The sequence below is a fragment of the Streptomyces sp. NPDC058221 genome (assembly GCF_042882365.1).
GTDB lineage: Bacteria > Actinomycetota > Actinomycetes > Streptomycetales > Streptomycetaceae > Streptomyces.
Map to the genome: position 1 here is coordinate 1 of NZ_JBHVWF010000117.1, position 15,288 is coordinate 15,288.

12 protein-coding genes are annotated in these 15,288 nt (G+C 71.0%); all 12 read right to left on the reverse strand.

Annotation, left to right across the window (positions count from 1 at the left end):
* Positions 1–286: 286 nt before the first annotated feature.
* Positions 287–2,437 (reverse strand): primosomal protein N', encoded by a 2,151-nt coding sequence (locus ACFVW8_RS29180; RefSeq protein WP_389695156.1) that lies wholly within the window; start codon positions 2,435–2,437, stop codon positions 287–289.
* A gap of 125 nt (positions 2,438–2,562) precedes the next feature.
* Positions 2,563–3,771: a methionine adenosyltransferase gene (gene metK / locus ACFVW8_RS29185; protein ID WP_389695158.1), complete on the reverse strand. Its 1,209-nt coding sequence runs from the start codon at positions 3,769–3,771 to the stop codon at positions 2,563–2,565.
* A 242-nt stretch (positions 3,772–4,013) separates the two neighbouring features.
* A complete protein-coding gene (coaBC, locus tag ACFVW8_RS29190; RefSeq protein WP_389695160.1) occupies positions 4,014–5,216 on the reverse strand; it encodes a bifunctional phosphopantothenoylcysteine decarboxylase/phosphopantothenate--cysteine ligase CoaBC in 1,203 nt (400 codons plus the stop codon).
* Between the two features lie 144 nt (positions 5,217–5,360).
* On the reverse strand, positions 5,361–5,633 hold the full coding sequence (rpoZ, locus tag ACFVW8_RS29195; RefSeq protein WP_003970369.1) for a DNA-directed RNA polymerase subunit omega: 273 nt from the start codon (positions 5,631–5,633) through the stop codon (positions 5,361–5,363).
* Between the two features lie 92 nt (positions 5,634–5,725).
* Positions 5,726–6,343: a guanylate kinase gene (gmk, locus tag ACFVW8_RS29200; protein WP_389695162.1), complete on the reverse strand. Its 618-nt coding sequence runs from the start codon at positions 6,341–6,343 to the stop codon at positions 5,726–5,728.
* A 38-nt stretch (positions 6,344–6,381) separates the two neighbouring features.
* Complete coding sequence (locus ACFVW8_RS29205) at positions 6,382–6,705, reverse strand: integration host factor (RefSeq protein WP_018524251.1); 324 nt, start codon at positions 6,703–6,705, stop codon at positions 6,382–6,384.
* A gap of 245 nt (positions 6,706–6,950) precedes the next feature.
* The gene (pyrF, locus tag ACFVW8_RS29210) at positions 6,951–7,790 is read right to left on the reverse strand and encodes an orotidine-5'-phosphate decarboxylase (protein WP_389695164.1); all 840 of its coding nucleotides are present in this window, start codon (positions 7,788–7,790) and stop codon (positions 6,951–6,953) included.
* Positions 7,787–8,896 (reverse strand): quinone-dependent dihydroorotate dehydrogenase, encoded by a 1,110-nt coding sequence (locus ACFVW8_RS29215; RefSeq protein WP_389695166.1) that lies wholly within the window; start codon positions 8,894–8,896, stop codon positions 7,787–7,789. The genes pyrF and ACFVW8_RS29215 overlap by 4 nt, the downstream gene beginning before the upstream one ends.
* Positions 8,897–8,961: 65 nt before the next feature.
* On the reverse strand, positions 8,962–12,270 hold the full coding sequence (gene carB, locus ACFVW8_RS29220) for a carbamoyl-phosphate synthase large subunit (RefSeq protein ID WP_389695168.1): 3,309 nt from the start codon (positions 12,268–12,270) through the stop codon (positions 8,962–8,964).
* Positions 12,263–13,405, reverse strand: coding sequence for a glutamine-hydrolyzing carbamoyl-phosphate synthase small subunit (gene carA, locus ACFVW8_RS29225; protein ID WP_389695170.1), 1,143 nt, complete (start codon positions 13,403–13,405; stop codon positions 12,263–12,265). Before carA ends, carB begins: the two co-directional genes overlap by 8 nt.
* Positions 13,402–14,004 carry a hypothetical protein gene (locus tag ACFVW8_RS29230; RefSeq protein ID WP_389695172.1) on the reverse strand — a complete coding sequence of 201 codons (603 nt, stop codon included), beginning with the start codon at positions 14,002–14,004 and terminating at the stop codon, positions 13,402–13,404. The genes carA and ACFVW8_RS29230 overlap by 4 nt, the downstream gene beginning before the upstream one ends.
* Complete coding sequence (locus ACFVW8_RS29235; protein WP_389695174.1) at positions 14,001–15,287, reverse strand: dihydroorotase; 1,287 nt, start codon at positions 15,285–15,287, stop codon at positions 14,001–14,003. The genes ACFVW8_RS29230 and ACFVW8_RS29235 overlap by 4 nt, the downstream gene beginning before the upstream one ends.
* Position 15,288 lies beyond the last annotated feature (1 nt).

The following is a 15,288-nucleotide window of genomic DNA, read 5'->3' on the forward strand; positions in this document are numbered from 1 at the left end:
TCCCCACCCCTTGCATCACTCGCGCCTGCACACCGGCTCGATGACCGTTGCAGACGCACGGCGGCCGGGTCCGGGGGCGTGCAGGGGAGTCCCCGCAGGACGACGAACAGATACCCGGGTTTCATCGCGTACCCGCCGCACGTTCGTCGTTTGAGGAGACGCCCCGGAGGGACCCCGGACCCCCACCCACCGACACACCGCGCACCCCGCGGGGAAACCCGCACAAACCCAGCCCGTCCGGCGATTGAGGACGGAACCCCCCGCCCCGGACTCGGGCAACCCACCGTCACCCGATGTCCGGCGGATCCACCCGGATCCGCACCGCACCACCACCCCCACCGCCCCGCGACATCCGCGCCGCCTGCGCCCCCTTCAGCGCGGCCGCCAGAGCCGCCCCGCTTCCCGGGCGCACCCGGACCAGCGCCCGCTCCCATGTCTCGCCCGGTGGTGCGTCGAACGGTCTGCGGGGCCGTCCCGGCTCACTGCCGGGAACCGGCACCGGACCAAGCACCTCCGCGTCCGGGGGCAGCTCCGCCGCGGCCAGAAAAGCCGCGAGTGCCTGCGGCTCCCCCGTCACCGACGCCATCCGGGACACCGGAGGGAAGCCCAGCTCGGCCCGCTCCGCGAGCTCACGCCGCGCGTGCCCGACCGGATCCCACCGCACCAGCGCCTGCACGGGCCGCAGCGTCGGCTCGGCGACGATCACCACCGTGCCGCCCTCCGGCTGCCCCCGTACCAGCGCGGCGGCAGCCGTCCATCGGCGCAGCGCCTCCTCCCCGGCCCGCAGGTCCGGGCGGCCGACCATCGCCCAGCCGTCGAGCAGCAGCGCCGCCGCGTACCCGCCCTCGGCAACCGGCTCGGCACCAGGCGTGCTGACGACGAGCGCGGGCTGGTCCGGCACCGAGTCCAGCACGTGGTCGCGCCCGGACGTCCGCACCGGCACGGCGGGGAAGGCCCGGCCGAGCTCCTCCGCGGTCCGGCGGGCCCCGACGATCTGCGCACGCAGCCGGCGGGCTCCACAGGCGACGCAGTGCCAGGACGTCTCGGCCCGCCCGCACCAGGCGCAGTTCAGGTCCTGCTGGTCGGGCGCCTCCAGCGGCCCCGCGCAGTGCCGGCACCGCGCGGGCTCCCGGCAGCGCTCGCAGGCCAGCCGGGGGGCGTAACCACGACGGGGCACCTGCACCAGCACCGGGCCGCTGCGCAGTCCGTCCCGGACGGTCTGCCAGGCAAGGCTCGGCAGCCTGGCGGCCCGCGCGGCACCGTCCCGCGCCAGCTCGCCGTCGCCGACGGTACGCACCAGAGGCGCCGCGATCCGTGTCTGTTCCCGGTCGGCGCGCAGCGGCAGCGCCCAGCCGTTCTCCACCAGCTGAGCGGCCTCCACGGTGCAGTTCGTACCGCCGAGGAGGAAGGCGCATCGGCTGTGCGCGGCCCGCAGTTCGAGGACCTCACGGACGTGCGGGAAGGGGGCGTTGTCATCGCTGTGGCTGGAGTCCCCGTCGTCCCAGATCACCACCAGGCCGAGGCCGGCGACCGGGGCGAACATCGCGGCCCGGGTCCCCACCACGGCCCGGACGGATCCGCGCCGCACGGCGAGCCATTCCCGGTAGCGCCTCTCGGGCCCGGAGCCGGCCGTCAGCAGGGCGTGGCGGCCCTCTCCGAGAACGGCGGTGAGCGCGGTGTCGACCCGTCCCGCGGTCCGCCCGTCGGGGACGACGACCAGCGCGCCCCGGCCCGACGCAAGGGTCGCGGCGACGGCGCCGGCGATCTCCTGCGGCCAGTGCGGACCCGGCAGCGCGGTCCACACAGCCCGGGGCGCACCGCCCCCGGCCAGCGCGTCGAGGAACGCAGGCCCCTGCGCGTACCGCGCCCAGGTACCGGGAGGGGGCGCCACCGGCGGCGGCATCGGTTCGGGGGACGGCTTGGACTCGGCCCGGGCGTTCCTCGGCGGCACGGCGAGCTGCAGGACGTCCGCGAGGCTGCCCGCGTACCGGTCGGCGACGGCCCGGGCGAGGCCGAGCAGCTCCGGCCCGAGCACCGGTTCGGGTGACACGACGGAGGCGAGCGCGGCCAGTGCGCCGCTGTAGTCGGACTCGGCCAGCCGCTCGACCAGGAATCCGTCGATGAGACCGCCGCCCTCCCGCCGCCCGCCCCGGACGTTGCGCCCCCCGGCGCCGAAGCGCACCCGCACCCGCACCCCGGGCTGTGCGTCGGCGTCCAGCTCCTCCGGGACCGCGTAGTCGAAGTACTGGTCGAGATGGAGTGCGCCCTTGTTCACCAGGACGCGGGCGACGGGCAGCTCCTTGGCGAGCGTGGCGCCGCGCCAGGTCCTTGGTTTGGCGCGCGGCACCTTCGCCCGGCGCACCGTCTCCCGGATCAGCGCAAGCTGCTCCGGCACACCGGCGTCGGGCTCCTCGGACCGCTCGTTGTCGCTGCTCACAGCCAAATTCCTACCAGACGCCACTGACATACAGGCCGGCGCCGGACACTGCCGCAACGCCGGAGCCCGGACACCGATGAGGCGTCCGGGCTCCGGCGAAAGGCGCCCCAGGGGCGTCGGCTGGCCTACAGGCCCGCGGCCTTGCGCAGTGCGGCGACCCGGTCCGTGCGCTCCCACGTGAAGTCGGGAAGCTCGCGGCCGAAGTGACCGTACGCCGCGGTCTGCGCGTAGATCGGGCGGAGCAGGTCGAGGTCGCGGATGATCGCGGCCGGGCGGAGGTCGAAGACCTCGCCGATGGCCTGCTCGATCTTCTCGGTCTCGATCGCGGCGGTGCCGAAGGTCTCGACGAAGAGCCCCACCGGCTCGGCCTTGCCGATCGCGTAGGCGACCTGTACCTCGCAACGGGCCGCGAGGCCGGCCGCGACGACGTTCTTGGCGACCCAGCGCATCGCGTACGCGGCCGAGCGGTCCACCTTCGACGGGTCCTTGCCGGAGAAGGCGCCGCCGCCGTGGCGGGCCATCCCGCCGTAGGTGTCGATGATGATCTTGCGGCCGGTGAGACCGGCGTCGCCCATCGGGCCGCCGATCTCGAAGCGTCCGGTCGGGTTGACCAGCAGGCGGTAGCCCTCGGTGTCGAGCTTGATGCCGTCCTCGATGAGCTGGTTCAGGACGTGCTCGACGACGAACTCGCGGATGTCGGGTGCGAGGAGCGAGTCGAGGTCGATGTCGCTGGCGTGCTGCGAGGAGACGACGACCGTGTCGAGGCGGACCGCCTTGTCGCCGTCGTACTCGATGGTGACCTGGGTCTTGCCGTCGGGGCGCAGGTAGGGGATGGTCCCGTTCTTGCGGACCTCGGAGAGGCGGCGGGACAGCCGGTGCGCCAGGTGGATCGGCAGCGGCATCAGCTCGGGCGTCTCGTCGCAGGCGTACCCGAACATCAGGCCCTGGTCGCCGGCGCCCTGCTTGTCGAGTTCGTCCTCGTCGCCCTCGACCCGCTTCTCGTAGGCGGTGTCGACGCCCTGCGCGATGTCGGGCGACTGCGCGCCGATGGACACCGAGACGCCACAGGAGGCGCCGTCGAAGCCCTTCTTGGAGGAGTCGTAGCCGATCTCCAGGATCTTGTCGCGCACCAGCTGTGCGATCGGGGCGTAGGCCTTGGTCGTGACCTCACCCGCAACGTGCACCTGACCTGTGGTGATCAAGGTCTCGACGGCGACACGCGACGTCGGGTCCTCGGTGAGGAGTGCATCGAGAATGGTGTCGCTGATCTGGTCAGCGATCTTGTCGGGGTGACCCTCGGTAACGGACTCCGAGGTGAAGAGACGGCGGGACACATCGCTCCCTGGGGTTGCAGCGGCTGCTGGCTGATCATTGGGCGGACCGGCCCGGGAGCTGCGCCCGGTACGGTCCTGGACCAGTTTATCGGTCGGCTCCGGCTGTCGGACAACATGTCTCGCCCTTTGGGAGTTCTGTGACATGCGGCACGGGCGCCAGAAGGTCCCGGGCGGCCTCCGGCGGAGCCGTCGAGCCCCGTGTTCCCCGGGGACAGGACCGCCGGAACGACGACACGAGAAATTCACGCAAGACGTGGCGACACGAGATCCCAGACCGTGTCGGCGAGCGCTTCCTTGGGTCCGTAGGGCACCGGGGTCTCACCGCCGTCGGCCGCGAGCACCACCGCTTCGTTCTCCTCGGAGCCGAAGGTCCTGCGCTCCCCCACCTCGTTGACCACCAGCAGGTCGCAGCCCTTGCGGCGGAGCTTCTCGCGGCCGTTGGCCAGGACGTTGTCGGTCTCGGCGGCGAATCCGACCACGATCTGTCCCGGCCGGGCGCGTCGCGTGGCGACCTCGGCGAGGATGTCCGGGTTGCGGACGAGCGCGATCGGCGCGGGCTCCTGTCCGTCCTTCTTCTTGATCTTCCCCGTGGCGTACTCGGCCGGGCGGAAGTCGGCGACGGCTGCCGCCATCACCACGACGTCGGCGTCCGCCGCCGCCTTCAGCACGGCCTCGCGCAGCTGCATCGCGGTTCCGGCCCGGACGACGTCGGCGCCGGAGGGATCGGGCAGGCCGGTGTTGGCCTCGACCAGCGTGACCCGCGCGCCGCGGGCGACCGCGGTGCGGGCGAGCGCGTATCCCTGCTTCCCGGACGAGCGGTTGCCCAGGAAGCGGACCGGGTCGAGCGGCTCCCGGGTGCCGCCCGCGCTGATCACGACGTGGCGGCCCGCCAGGTCGGGGGCGACGGGACCGCGCGCCAGCACCCGGCGGCAGACCTCGAAGATCTCCCCCGGATCCGGCAGCCTGCCCTTGCCGGTGTCGACGCCGGTGAGCCGGCCGACGGCGGGCTCGATGACGACGGCGCCCCGGCGGCGCAGCGTGGCGACGTTCTCCCGGGTGGCCGGGTGCTCCCACATCTCGGTGTGCATGGCGGGCGCGAAGACGACCGGACAGCGGGCGGTGAGCAGCGTGTTGGTGAGCAGGTCGTCGGCGAGCCCGTGGGCCGCCCTGGCCAGCATGTCGGCGGTGGCGGGGGCGACGACGACGAGGTCGGCGTGCTGCCCGATGCGTACGTGCGGGACCTCGTGGACGTCGTTCCAGACCTCGGTCGAAACCGGGTGCCCGGAGAGCGCCGACCAGGTGGCCGCGCCCACGAAGTGGAGCGACGCCTCGGCCGGCACGACCCGTACGTCATGGCCGGACTCGGTCAGCCGCCGCAGCAGCTCGCACGCCTTGTACGCGGCGATGCCCCCGCTGACGCCCAGAACGACCTTCGGCTTCTCCACTGCGTCTCCCCGCACTCGGGTACGTACTCGGATACGTACGGCACCCATGCTGCCTCACCGCCGCGGGCGCCGGACTGCCGCCCCGGACACACCTCAGGCCCGGCGGTGTGACCGCCGGGCCTGAGGTGAAGGTGCGTTTCCTGCTTACTGCGCGGGGCCCTCGATGGCCTCGGAGGTGAGCAGGCCCGCGTTGATCTCGCGGAGTGCGATCGAGAGCGGCTTCTCGTGCACGTGGGTGTCGACGAGCGGACCGACGTACTCGAGGAGACCCTCACCGAGCTGCGAGTAGTACGCGTTGATCTGGCGCGCGCGCTTGGCGGCGTAGATCACGAGGCTGTACTTCGAGTCGGTTGCTTCGAGGAGCTCATCAATCGGCGGGTTGATGATGCCCTCGGGCGTGGTGATGGAAGAGGACACGCTCTGCCTTCCGAAGGGGATGAAGATCAAAGAAATCTTTGACAGTCAGGGGCTCTGTGGTGCGGTCCCCCGTGTCGGTGCGCCCGGTTCGTTCAGTCGCTTTCGGCACGGTGGCCGGAAGCCTCCAGCATCAAGGCTAGCAGCTCACGTGCCACGTCCTCGACGGAGGTATTGACAAGTGTCGTATCGAACTCGGATTCGGCAGCCAGTTCGACCCTGGCCGCAACGAGACGGCGCTCGATCACCTCGGGCGCCTCGGTACCGCGGCCGGTGAGCCGGCGGACCAGCTCGTCCCAGCTCGGCGGCGCCAGGAAGACCAGCTGGGCGTCGGCCATCGACTGCCTGACCAGCCGGGCGCCCTGGAGGTCGATCTCCAGCAGCACCGGTTCGCCCGCCTCAAGACGCTCCTGCACGGCGCGGCGCGGCGTGCCGTAGCGGTTGCCGGCGAACTCGGCCCACTCCAGCAGCTCGCCGTTGGCGATCAGCTTGTCGAACTCCTCGTTGTCCACGAAGAAGTAGTGGACGCCGTTGCGTTCGCCGGGGCGGGGCTTGCGGGTCGTCGCCGACACCGAGAGCCATACCTCGGGGTGGACCTTGCGCATATGCGCGACGACCGTGCTCTTGCCGACCCCCGAGGGGCCGGAGAGCACGGTCAGCCGCGGACGTACGTCCGGGGGTACGGGGGACGTCCCCCGGGATGTTGCAGCCATGGAGCGATTATCCAGGTTCTCAGGAGTGCCTGAGAACGTCAGGCGGCGCTGCCGCCGAACTCACGCTCCAGGGATGCGATCTGGTTGGAGCCAAGACCCCGGACCCGGCGGCTCTCGGAGATGCCGAGCCGCTCCATGATCTGCTTGGCACGGACCTTGCCCACGCCGGGCAGCGACTCCAGCAGGGCGGAGACCTTCATCTTGCCGATGACGTCGTTCTCCTGTCCCGACTTGATGACCTCGTGGAGGGAGGCGCCGGAGTGCTTGAGTCGATTCTTGACCTCGGCCCGCTCCCGGCGAGCCGCGGCGGCCTTTTCGAGCGCGGCTGCGCGCTGTTCAGGGGTAAGGGGCGGAAGAGCCACGCCTACGTCACCTCGGATGTCGATCTGTCGGATACGGACCGGTGAGGCAGCGGGATCGCCCCTCACCTGGTGAGCAACGAACAACCTGTGTGCGTTGGCTCTCGACGGAGACTAGCGGCCAGGGCCGCCGGAGTCAGCGAGAACAGACGAAAAGTCCTGGTCAGCCTTTGCCGACCAGGACATTCCTGGCATAACAACCGAGTTTTTTGGTCAGGATTACGTCAACACGCTGTTACGTGGCATGGTCAGCCGTCCGAGACGGCCACGCGGACCTCGTCCGCGAACCGCTCGGCGGCTTCGCGCAGCCCTGCCGCGTCCGGACCGTGGCGCAGCACGCCCCGGCTCACGCTGGGCAGCACATCGCGCACCGCTTCGCCGAAGACGCCCGGCAGATCCGCCGGGGTCGCACCCTGCGCTCCGATGCCCGGCGCGAGCAGCGGTCCGTTGATCGCGAGGTTCACGCCCGCGTCGCCGAGCGTGGCGCCGACCACCGCGCCGACCGAACCGAGCGGGGTGGCCCCCTCGTTCTCGGCGGCCATGTGGTCGAGCATCAGCTGGGCCAGCGAGCGGCCGTCGGCCGCGGTGGCACGCTGTACCTCGGCGCCCTCCGGGTTGGAGGTGAGGGCAAGCACGAAGACGCCCGAGCCGGAGACCGCCGCCGCGTCGAGCGCTGGCCGCAGCGAGCCGAAGCCGAGGTACGGCGAGACGGTGACCGCGTCGGAGAACAGCGGCGAGTCCTTGTCCAGGTACGTCGAGGCGTAGGCGCCCATGGTGGAGCCGATGTCGCCGCGCTTGGCGTCCATCAGGACCAGGGCGCCGGCCGCGCGGGCCTCCTCGACGGCCTTCTCCAGGACGGCGACGCCGCGCGAGCCGAAGCGCTCGAAGAAGGCGGACTGCGGTTTGAGCACGGCGACCCGGTCGGCCAGGGCGTCGACGACCGTACGGGTGAACCGCTCCAGGCCCGCGATGTCGTCGTTCAGTCCCCACGAGGTGAGCAGGGAGCCGTGCGGGTCGATGCCCACGCAGAGCTGCCCACGGGTGTCCATGGCCCGGCGCAGCCGTGCGCCGAAGGGTTCCGGGGTCATTTCACGGCCTTCCTGGTTTCCGCGCCGACGGCGTCGGCGAGGGTGGTGTACGGGGAGGCGGCCAGGCGTGCGGCCAGGCCCTTGTGGATGGCGCGGGCGTAGAACGGGCCCTCGTAGATGAAGGCGCTGTAGCCCTGCACGAGCGTGGCACCGGCGAGGATGCGCTGCCAGGCGTCCTCGGCGTTCTCGATGCCGCCGACGCCCACCAGGGTGATCCGGTCGCCCACGCGTGCGTAGAGGCGGCTCACGACCTCCAGGGAGCGCTCCTTGAGGGGTGCGCCGGACAGTCCGCCGGTCTCCCCCGTCAGGGACGGCGAGGACTGCAGGCCGAGGCTGTCGCGGGCGATGGTGGTGTTCGTGGCGATGATGCCGTCCAGGCCCAGTTCGACCGCGAGGTCGGCCACCGCGTCGATGTCCTCGTCCGCGAGGTCGGGGGCGATCTTGACGAGGAGCGGGACCCGGCGGCCGGTGACGGTGCGGTCGGCGGCCTCGCGCACGGCGGACAGCAGCGGGCGCAGCGACTCGGTGGCCTGGAGGTTGCGCAGGCCGGGTGTGTTCGGCGAGGAGACGTTGACGACGAGGTAGTCGGCGTGGGCGGCGAGCCGCTCGGTGGACTTCACGTAGTCGGCGGCGGCCTCGGCCTCCGGGACGACCTTGGTCTTGCCGATGTTGACGCCGACCGTGGTCCGGAAGACCGGCACCCGACGGGCCAGGCGCTCGGCCACGGCGGCCGAGCCCTCGTTGTTGAAGCCCATGCGGTTGATCAGCGCACGGTCCGCGACGAGGCGGAACAGCCGCTTCTTCGGGTTTCCGGGCTGCGGCTCGCCGGTGACCGTGCCGATCTCGATGTGGTCGAAGCCGAGCATCGACATCCCGTCGATCGCCACGGCGTTCTTGTCGAAGCCCGCGGCGAGGCCGAAGGGGCCGTGCATCCGCAGGCCGAGGGCCTCGGTGCGCAGCTCCTTGTGACGCGGTGCGAGGGCGGCGGCGACGAAGGTGCGCAGGACCGGGATGCGGGCGGCGAGACGGATCCACCGGAAGGCGGCGTAGTGGGCCCGCTCCGGGTCCATGCGCTTGAAGACCAGCTGGAAGAAGAGTTTGTACATCAGGGGTGTCCTCGGCGTTCTCACGAAGAGGGGGACACCGTTTCCGGTGTCCCCCTGGGAGCGGGCTAGTCGCGGGCCGCGGTCAGATGTTCCGCGTGTTCCTGGAGGGAACTGACGCCCACGTCGCCGTGGTTGAGGGCGTCGATGCCCTGGACCGCCGCGGCGAGCGCCTGGACCGTGGTGAGGCACGGCACGGACCGGGCGACGGCCGCGGTGCGGATCTCGTAGCCGTCGAGCCGGCCGCCCGTCCCGTACGGCGTGTTGACGATGAGGTCGACCTCGCCCTCGTGGATCAGCTGCACGATGGTCTTCTCGCCGTTCGGGCCTTCGCCCTCGGACTGCTTGCGCACGACCGTCGCGTTGATGCCGTTGCGCTTGAGCACCTCGGCCGTGCCGGAGGTGGCCATCAGCTCGAAGCCGTGGGCGACCAGCTCGCGGGCCGGGAAGATCATCGAGCGCTTGTCGCGGTTGGCGACCGAGATGAAGGCGCGGCCCGAGGTGGGCAGCGGGCCGTACGCGCCGGCCTGCGACTTGGCGTACGCCGTGCCGAAGACCGAGTCGATGCCCATGACCTCACCGGTGGAGCGCATCTCCGGGCCGAGGACCGTGTCGACGCCGCGGCCGCGGATGTCGCGGAAGCGCGACCACGGCATGACGGCCTCCTTGACGGAGATCGGCGCGTCCAGCGGCAGGGTGCCGCCGTCGCCGTGCTTCGGCAGCAGCCCCTCCTCGCGCAGCTCTGCCACGGTGGCGCCCAGCGAGATGCGGGCTGCGGCCTTGGCGAGCGGGACGGCGGTCGCCTTCGAGGTGAAGGGGACCGTGCGCGAGGCGCGCGGGTTGGCTTCCAGGACGTAGAGGATGTCTCCGGAGAGCGCGAACTGGATGTTGATCAGTCCGCGTACGCCGACGCCCTTGGCGATGCCCTCGGTGGAGGCGCGCAGCCGCTTGATGTCGTAGCCGCCGAGGGTGATCGGGGGCAGAGCGCAGGCGGAGTCCCCGGAGTGGATCCCGGCCTCCTCGATGTGCTCCATGACGCCGCCGAGGTAGAGCTCGGTGCCGTCGTAGAGCGCGTCGACGTCGATCTCGATGGCGTCGTCGAGGAAGCGGTCGACCAGGACCGGCCGGGTGGGGCTGATCTCGGTGGACTCGGAGATGTACGCCTCGAGGCGGGTCTCGTCGTACACGATCTCCATGCCGCGGCCGCCGAGCACGTACGACGGGCGGACGAGGACGGGGTAGCCGATCTCGTCGGCGATGGCCTTGGCCCCGGCGAACGTGGTGGCGGTGCCGTGCTTGGGGGCGGGCAGACCGGCCTCGGCCAGGACCTGGCCGAAGGCGCCACGGTCCTCGGCGGCGTGGATCGCCTCCGGCGGGGTGCCGACGACGGGTACGCCGTTGTCCTTGAGTGCCTGCGCCAGGCCGAGCGGGGTCTGGCCGCCGAGCTGGACGATGACACCCGCGATCGGGCCCGCGAGGGACTCGGCGTGCACGATCTCCAGCACGTCCTCAAGCGTCAGCGGCTCGAAGTACAGACGGTCGGAGGTGTCGTAGTCAGTGGAGACGGTCTCCGGGTTGCAGTTGACCATCACGGTCTCGTAGCCCGCGTCGCTCAGCGCGAAGGAGGCGTGGACACAGGAGTAGTCGAACTCGATGCCCTGGCCGATGCGGTTGGGTCCGGAGCCGAGGATGATCACCGCAGGCTTGGTGCGGGGCGCGACCTCGCTCTCCTCGTCGTAGGAGGAGTAGAAGTACGGCGTCTTCGCGGCGAACTCGGCGGCGCAGGTGTCGACCGTCTTGTAGACCGGGCGGATGCCGAGCGCGTGCCGCACCTCGCGGACGACGTCCTCGCGCAGACCGCGGATCTCGGCGATCTGGACGTCCGAGAAGCCGTGCCGCTTGGCGTCGGCCAGCAGCTCGGGGACGAGCTTGTCGGCGGCGGCCAGCTCGTCGGCGATCTCCTTGATGAGGAAGAGCTGGTCGACGAACCAGGGGTCGATCTTCGTGGACTCGAAGACCTCTTCCTGGGTGGCGCCGGCCCGGATCGCCTGCATGACGGTGTTGATCCGGCCGTCGGTCGGGCGGACCGCCTCGGCCAGCAGCGCCGCCTTGTCGCCGGGCTCGCCGGTGAAGGCGAACTGCGAGCCCTTCTTCTCCAGGGAGCGCAGCGCCTTCTGGAGTGCCTCGGTGAAGTTCCGGCCGATCGCCATGGCCTCGCCCACCGACTTCATGGTGGTGGTGAGGGTGGAGTCGGCGGAGGGGAACTTCTCGAAGGCGAAGCGCGGGGCCTTGACCACGACGTAGTCGAGAGTCGGCTCGAAGGAGGCCGGGGTCTTCTCGGTGATGTCGTTGGGGATCTCGTCGAGCGTGTAGCCGACGGCCAGCTTGGCGGCGATCTTGGCGATCGGGAAGCCGGTGGCCTTCGACGCCAGCGCCGAGGAGCGGGAGACGCGCGGGTTCATCTCGATCACGATGACCCGGCCGTCGACCGGGTCGATGGCGAACTGGATGTTGCAGCCGCCGGTGTCGACGCCGACCTCGCGGATGATCGCGATGCCGATGTCGCGCAGCCGCTGGTACTCGCGGTCGGTGAGCGTCATCGCCGGTGCGACGGTGATGGAGTCACCCGTGTGGACGCCCATCGGGTCGAAGTTCTCGATGGAGCAGACGACCACGACGTTGTCGTTCTTGTCGCGCATCAGCTCCAGCTCGTACTCCTTCCAGCCGAGGATGGACTCCTCCAGGAGCACCTCGGTGGTCGGGGAGAGCGTGAGGCCCTGTCCGGCGATGCGGCGCAGCTCCTCCTCGTCGTGGGCGAAGCCGGAGCCGGCCCCGCCCATGGTGAAGGAGGGGCGGACGACGACGGGGTAGCCGCCGAGCGTGTCGACGCCCTTGATGATGTCGTCCATGGAGTGGCAGATGACCGAGCGGGCGGACTCGCCGTAACCGATCTTCGCCTTGACGGCCGCGACGACGCCCTTGAAGAGGTCGCGGTCCTCGCCCTTGTTGATGGCCTCGACGTTGGCGCCGATGAGCTCGACGCCGCACTTCTCCAGGACACCGTTCTCGTGCATGGAGATCGCGGTATTGAGCGCGGTCTGGCCGCCCAGGGTGGGGAGCAGCGTGTCGGGGCGCTCCTTGGCGATGATCTTCTCGACGAACTCGGGGGTGATCGGCTCGACGTAGGTGGCGTCGGCGATCTCCGGGTCGGTCATGATCGTCGCCGGGTTGGAGTTCACCAGGATGACGCGCAGGCCCTCGGCCTTGAGGACCCGGCAGGCCTGGGTGCCGGAGTAGTCGAACTCGGCGGCCTGCCCGATGACGATCGGGCCGGAGCCGATGACCAGGACGGACTGGATATCGGAGCGCTTAGGCACGCTGGCCCTCCATCAGGGAGACGAAACGGTCGAAGAGGTACGCGGCGTCGTGCGGGCCGGCGGCCGCCTCGGGGTGGTACTGGACGCTGAAGGCCGGCCGGTCGAGGAGCTGGAGGCCCTCGACGACCTGGTCGTTCAGGCAGACGTGGGAGACCTCGGCCCGCCCGTAGGCGGTGTCGGAGACCTTGTCGAGCGGGGCGTCGACGGCGAACCCGTGGTTGTGCGCGGTGACCTCGACCTTGCCGGTCGAACGGTCCTGCACGGGCTGGTTGATACCGCGGTGGCCGTACTTCAGCTTGTACGTGCCGAAGCCGAGGGCGCGGCCCAGGATCTGGTTGCCGAAGCAGATGCCGAAGAGCGGGGTCCCGCGCTCCAGGACGCCCTGCATGACGGAGACCGGGTGGTCGGCGGTGGACGGGTCGCCGGGGCCGTTGGAGAAGAAGACGCCGTCGGGCTTCACCGCGTACACCTCCTCCAGGGTGGCGGTGGCGGGCAGGACGTGCACCTCGATGCCGCGCTCGGCCATCCGGTGCGGGGTCATGCCCTTGATGCCGAGGTCGATCGCCGCGACGGTGAACTTCTTGGTGCCGATCGCCGGGACGACGTAGCTCTCCTTGGTGGCGACCTCCGCGGAGAGGTCGGCACCGTTCATCTCGGGGGCCTGACGCACCCGGGCGAGCAGCGTGCCCTCGTCGGCGATGGTGTTGCCGGAGAAGATGCCGACGCGCATCGCGCCGCGCTCGCGCAGGTGGCGGGTGAGGGCGCGGGTGTCGATGCCGCTGATGCCGACGACGCCCTGGTTCGCGAGCTCCTCGTCGAGGGAGCGCTGCGAGCGCCAGTTGGAGGGCACCCGGGCGGGGTCGCGCACCACGTAGCCGGAGACCCAGATCCGCTTCGACTCGGGGTCCTCGTCGTTCACACCGGTGTTGCCGATGTGCGGGGCGGTCATCACGACCACCTGGCGGTGGTACGAGGGGTCGGTCAGCGTCTCCTGGTAGCCGGTCATGCCGGTGGAGAACACCGCCTCGCCGAAGGTCTCCCCCACAGCCCCGTAGGCGCGGCCGCGGAAGGCGCGGCCGTCCTCCAGGACGAGTACGGCGGGAGCCTTGGCGGCTCCCCGGGTGGAGATCGTCATCGTGCGGTGCCTTCCGTAGTGCTGGTGAGATGAGTGCCGGCGAGGCCGTTGACGGCTTCGACCCAGGCGGCGTGCTCGGCCGAGTGGTCGGAGCGGAATCCGGAGTCGATCAGCTGGTCGCCGAGCGCCCAGGTGATGACCAGGAGTCCGCCCTCGGGCAGGACCTTGCCGGCGAGTGCCTTGTCGGTCCTGGCCTCGCGCAGGTCGGCTGCGGGGACGAAGAAGTCCGTCGCGCCGGGCCGTACGACGTCGAGGCCCTGTTCGGTGAGGGTGAGCTCGACGCGGCTGCGGGTGCCGAGGCCGTGGGCGACGACACGGTCGAGCCACTGCCCGGCCGTCGTCGAGGCGTGGTAGCGCCCGGTCAGGGTGAGCAGCTTCTCGCCGTCGGCGTAGCCGTCCGGTGTGGTCGCGAGATCCGACAGGCCGGACTGGAGGCTGCCGCGCCACTTCCATCCCTGGCGCATCAGCCAGTAGACGAACGCCACGAGGACCATCAGTCCGATCACCCAGCTGATGCGGGCGGACCAGTCGGTCACCTCCGCCGACTTCTGCTCGGCGGCCAGTTGGTACAGCTGGTGGGTGGGGCTGAGTGTTGTCACGCGAGCTTCCCGTCGACGACCGTGGCACGGCCCCGCAGGAAGGTGTGGGTCACTCGGCCCGGCAGCTCACGCCCCTCGTACGGAGTGTTGCGGCTGCGGGAGGCGAAGCCCGCGGGGTCCACCGCTCCACGGTATGCCGGATCGACCAGGGTGAGGTTGGCGGGCTCGCCCTCCGAGACGGGCCGGCCGTGTCCGTCGAGACGGCCGATGGCGGCGGGGCGGAACGACATGCGGTCGGCGACGCCGGCCCAGTCGATCAGTCCGGTGTCCACCATCGTCTGCTGGACGACCGAGAGCGCGGTCTCCAGGCCCACCATGCCCATGGCGGCGGCGGCCCACTCGCAGTCCTTGTCCTCGTGCGGGTGCGGGGCGTGGTCGGTGGCGACGCAGTCGATGGTGCCGTCGGCCAGGGCCTCGCGCAGGGCCAGGACGTCGGCCTCGGTGCGCAGCGGCGGGTTCACCTTGTAGACCGGGTTGTAGGACCGTACGAGCTCGTCGGTGAGGAGCAGGTGGTGCGGGGTGACCTCGGCGGTGACGTTCCAGCCCTTGGACTTGGCCCAGCGGACGATCTCGACGGAGCCGGCGGTCGACAGGTGGCAGATGTGCACCCGGGAGCCGACGTGGGCGGCGAGCAGCACGTCGCGGGCGATGATCGACTCCTCGGCGACCGCGGGCCAGCCGCCGAGGCCGAGCTCGGCCGAGACGATGCCCTCGTTCATCTGGGCGCCCTCGGTGAGGCGGGGCTCCTGGGCGTGCTGGGCGACGACCCCGTCGAACGCCTTCACGTACTCCAGGGCGCGGCGCATGATCACCGCGTCGTCGACGCACTTGCCGTCGTCGGAGAAGACCTTCACTCCAGCGGCCGAATCGTGCATGGCGCCGAGTTCGGCGAGCTGCTTGCCCTCCAGGCCGACGGTGACGGCGCCGATGGGCTGCACGTCGCAGTAGCCGGACTCCTTGCCGAGCCGCCAGACCTGCTCGACGACGCCGGCGGTGTCGGCGACCGGGAAGGTGTTGGCCATGGCGTGGACGGCGGTGAAGCCGCCGACGGCGGCGGCCCTGGTGCCGGTCAGGACGGTCTCGGAGTCCTCGCGGCCGGGCTCGCGCAGATGGGTGTGAAGGTCGACCAGGCCGGGCAGCAGGACCTGGCCGGCCGCCTCGACGACGGTGGCGTCGCCGGCGTCGAGGCCGGTGCCGACCGCGGCGATGGTCTCGCCGTCGATGAGGACGTCCGTCGGCTCGCCGCCGAGGATCTTCGCACCGCGGATAAGGATCTTGCTCATG

Coding starts and splice junctions, on each gene's coding strand:
- gmk (WP_389695162.1), bottom strand. CDS start 6,343: ATGGCTGCAACATCCCGGGGGACGTCCCCCGTACCCCCGGACGTACGT.
- pyrF (WP_389695164.1), bottom strand. CDS start 7,790: ATGACCCCGGAACCCTTCGGCGCACGGCTGCGCCGGGCCATGGACACC.
- ACFVW8_RS29215 (WP_389695166.1), bottom strand. CDS start 8,896: ATGTACAAACTCTTCTTCCAGCTGGTCTTCAAGCGCATGGACCCGGAG.
- carA (WP_389695170.1), bottom strand. CDS start 13,405: ATGACGATCTCCACCCGGGGAGCCGCCAAGGCTCCCGCCGTACTCGTC.
- ACFVW8_RS29235 (WP_389695174.1), bottom strand. CDS start 15,287: ATGAGCAAGATCCTTATCCGCGGTGCGAAGATCCTCGGCGGCGAGCCG.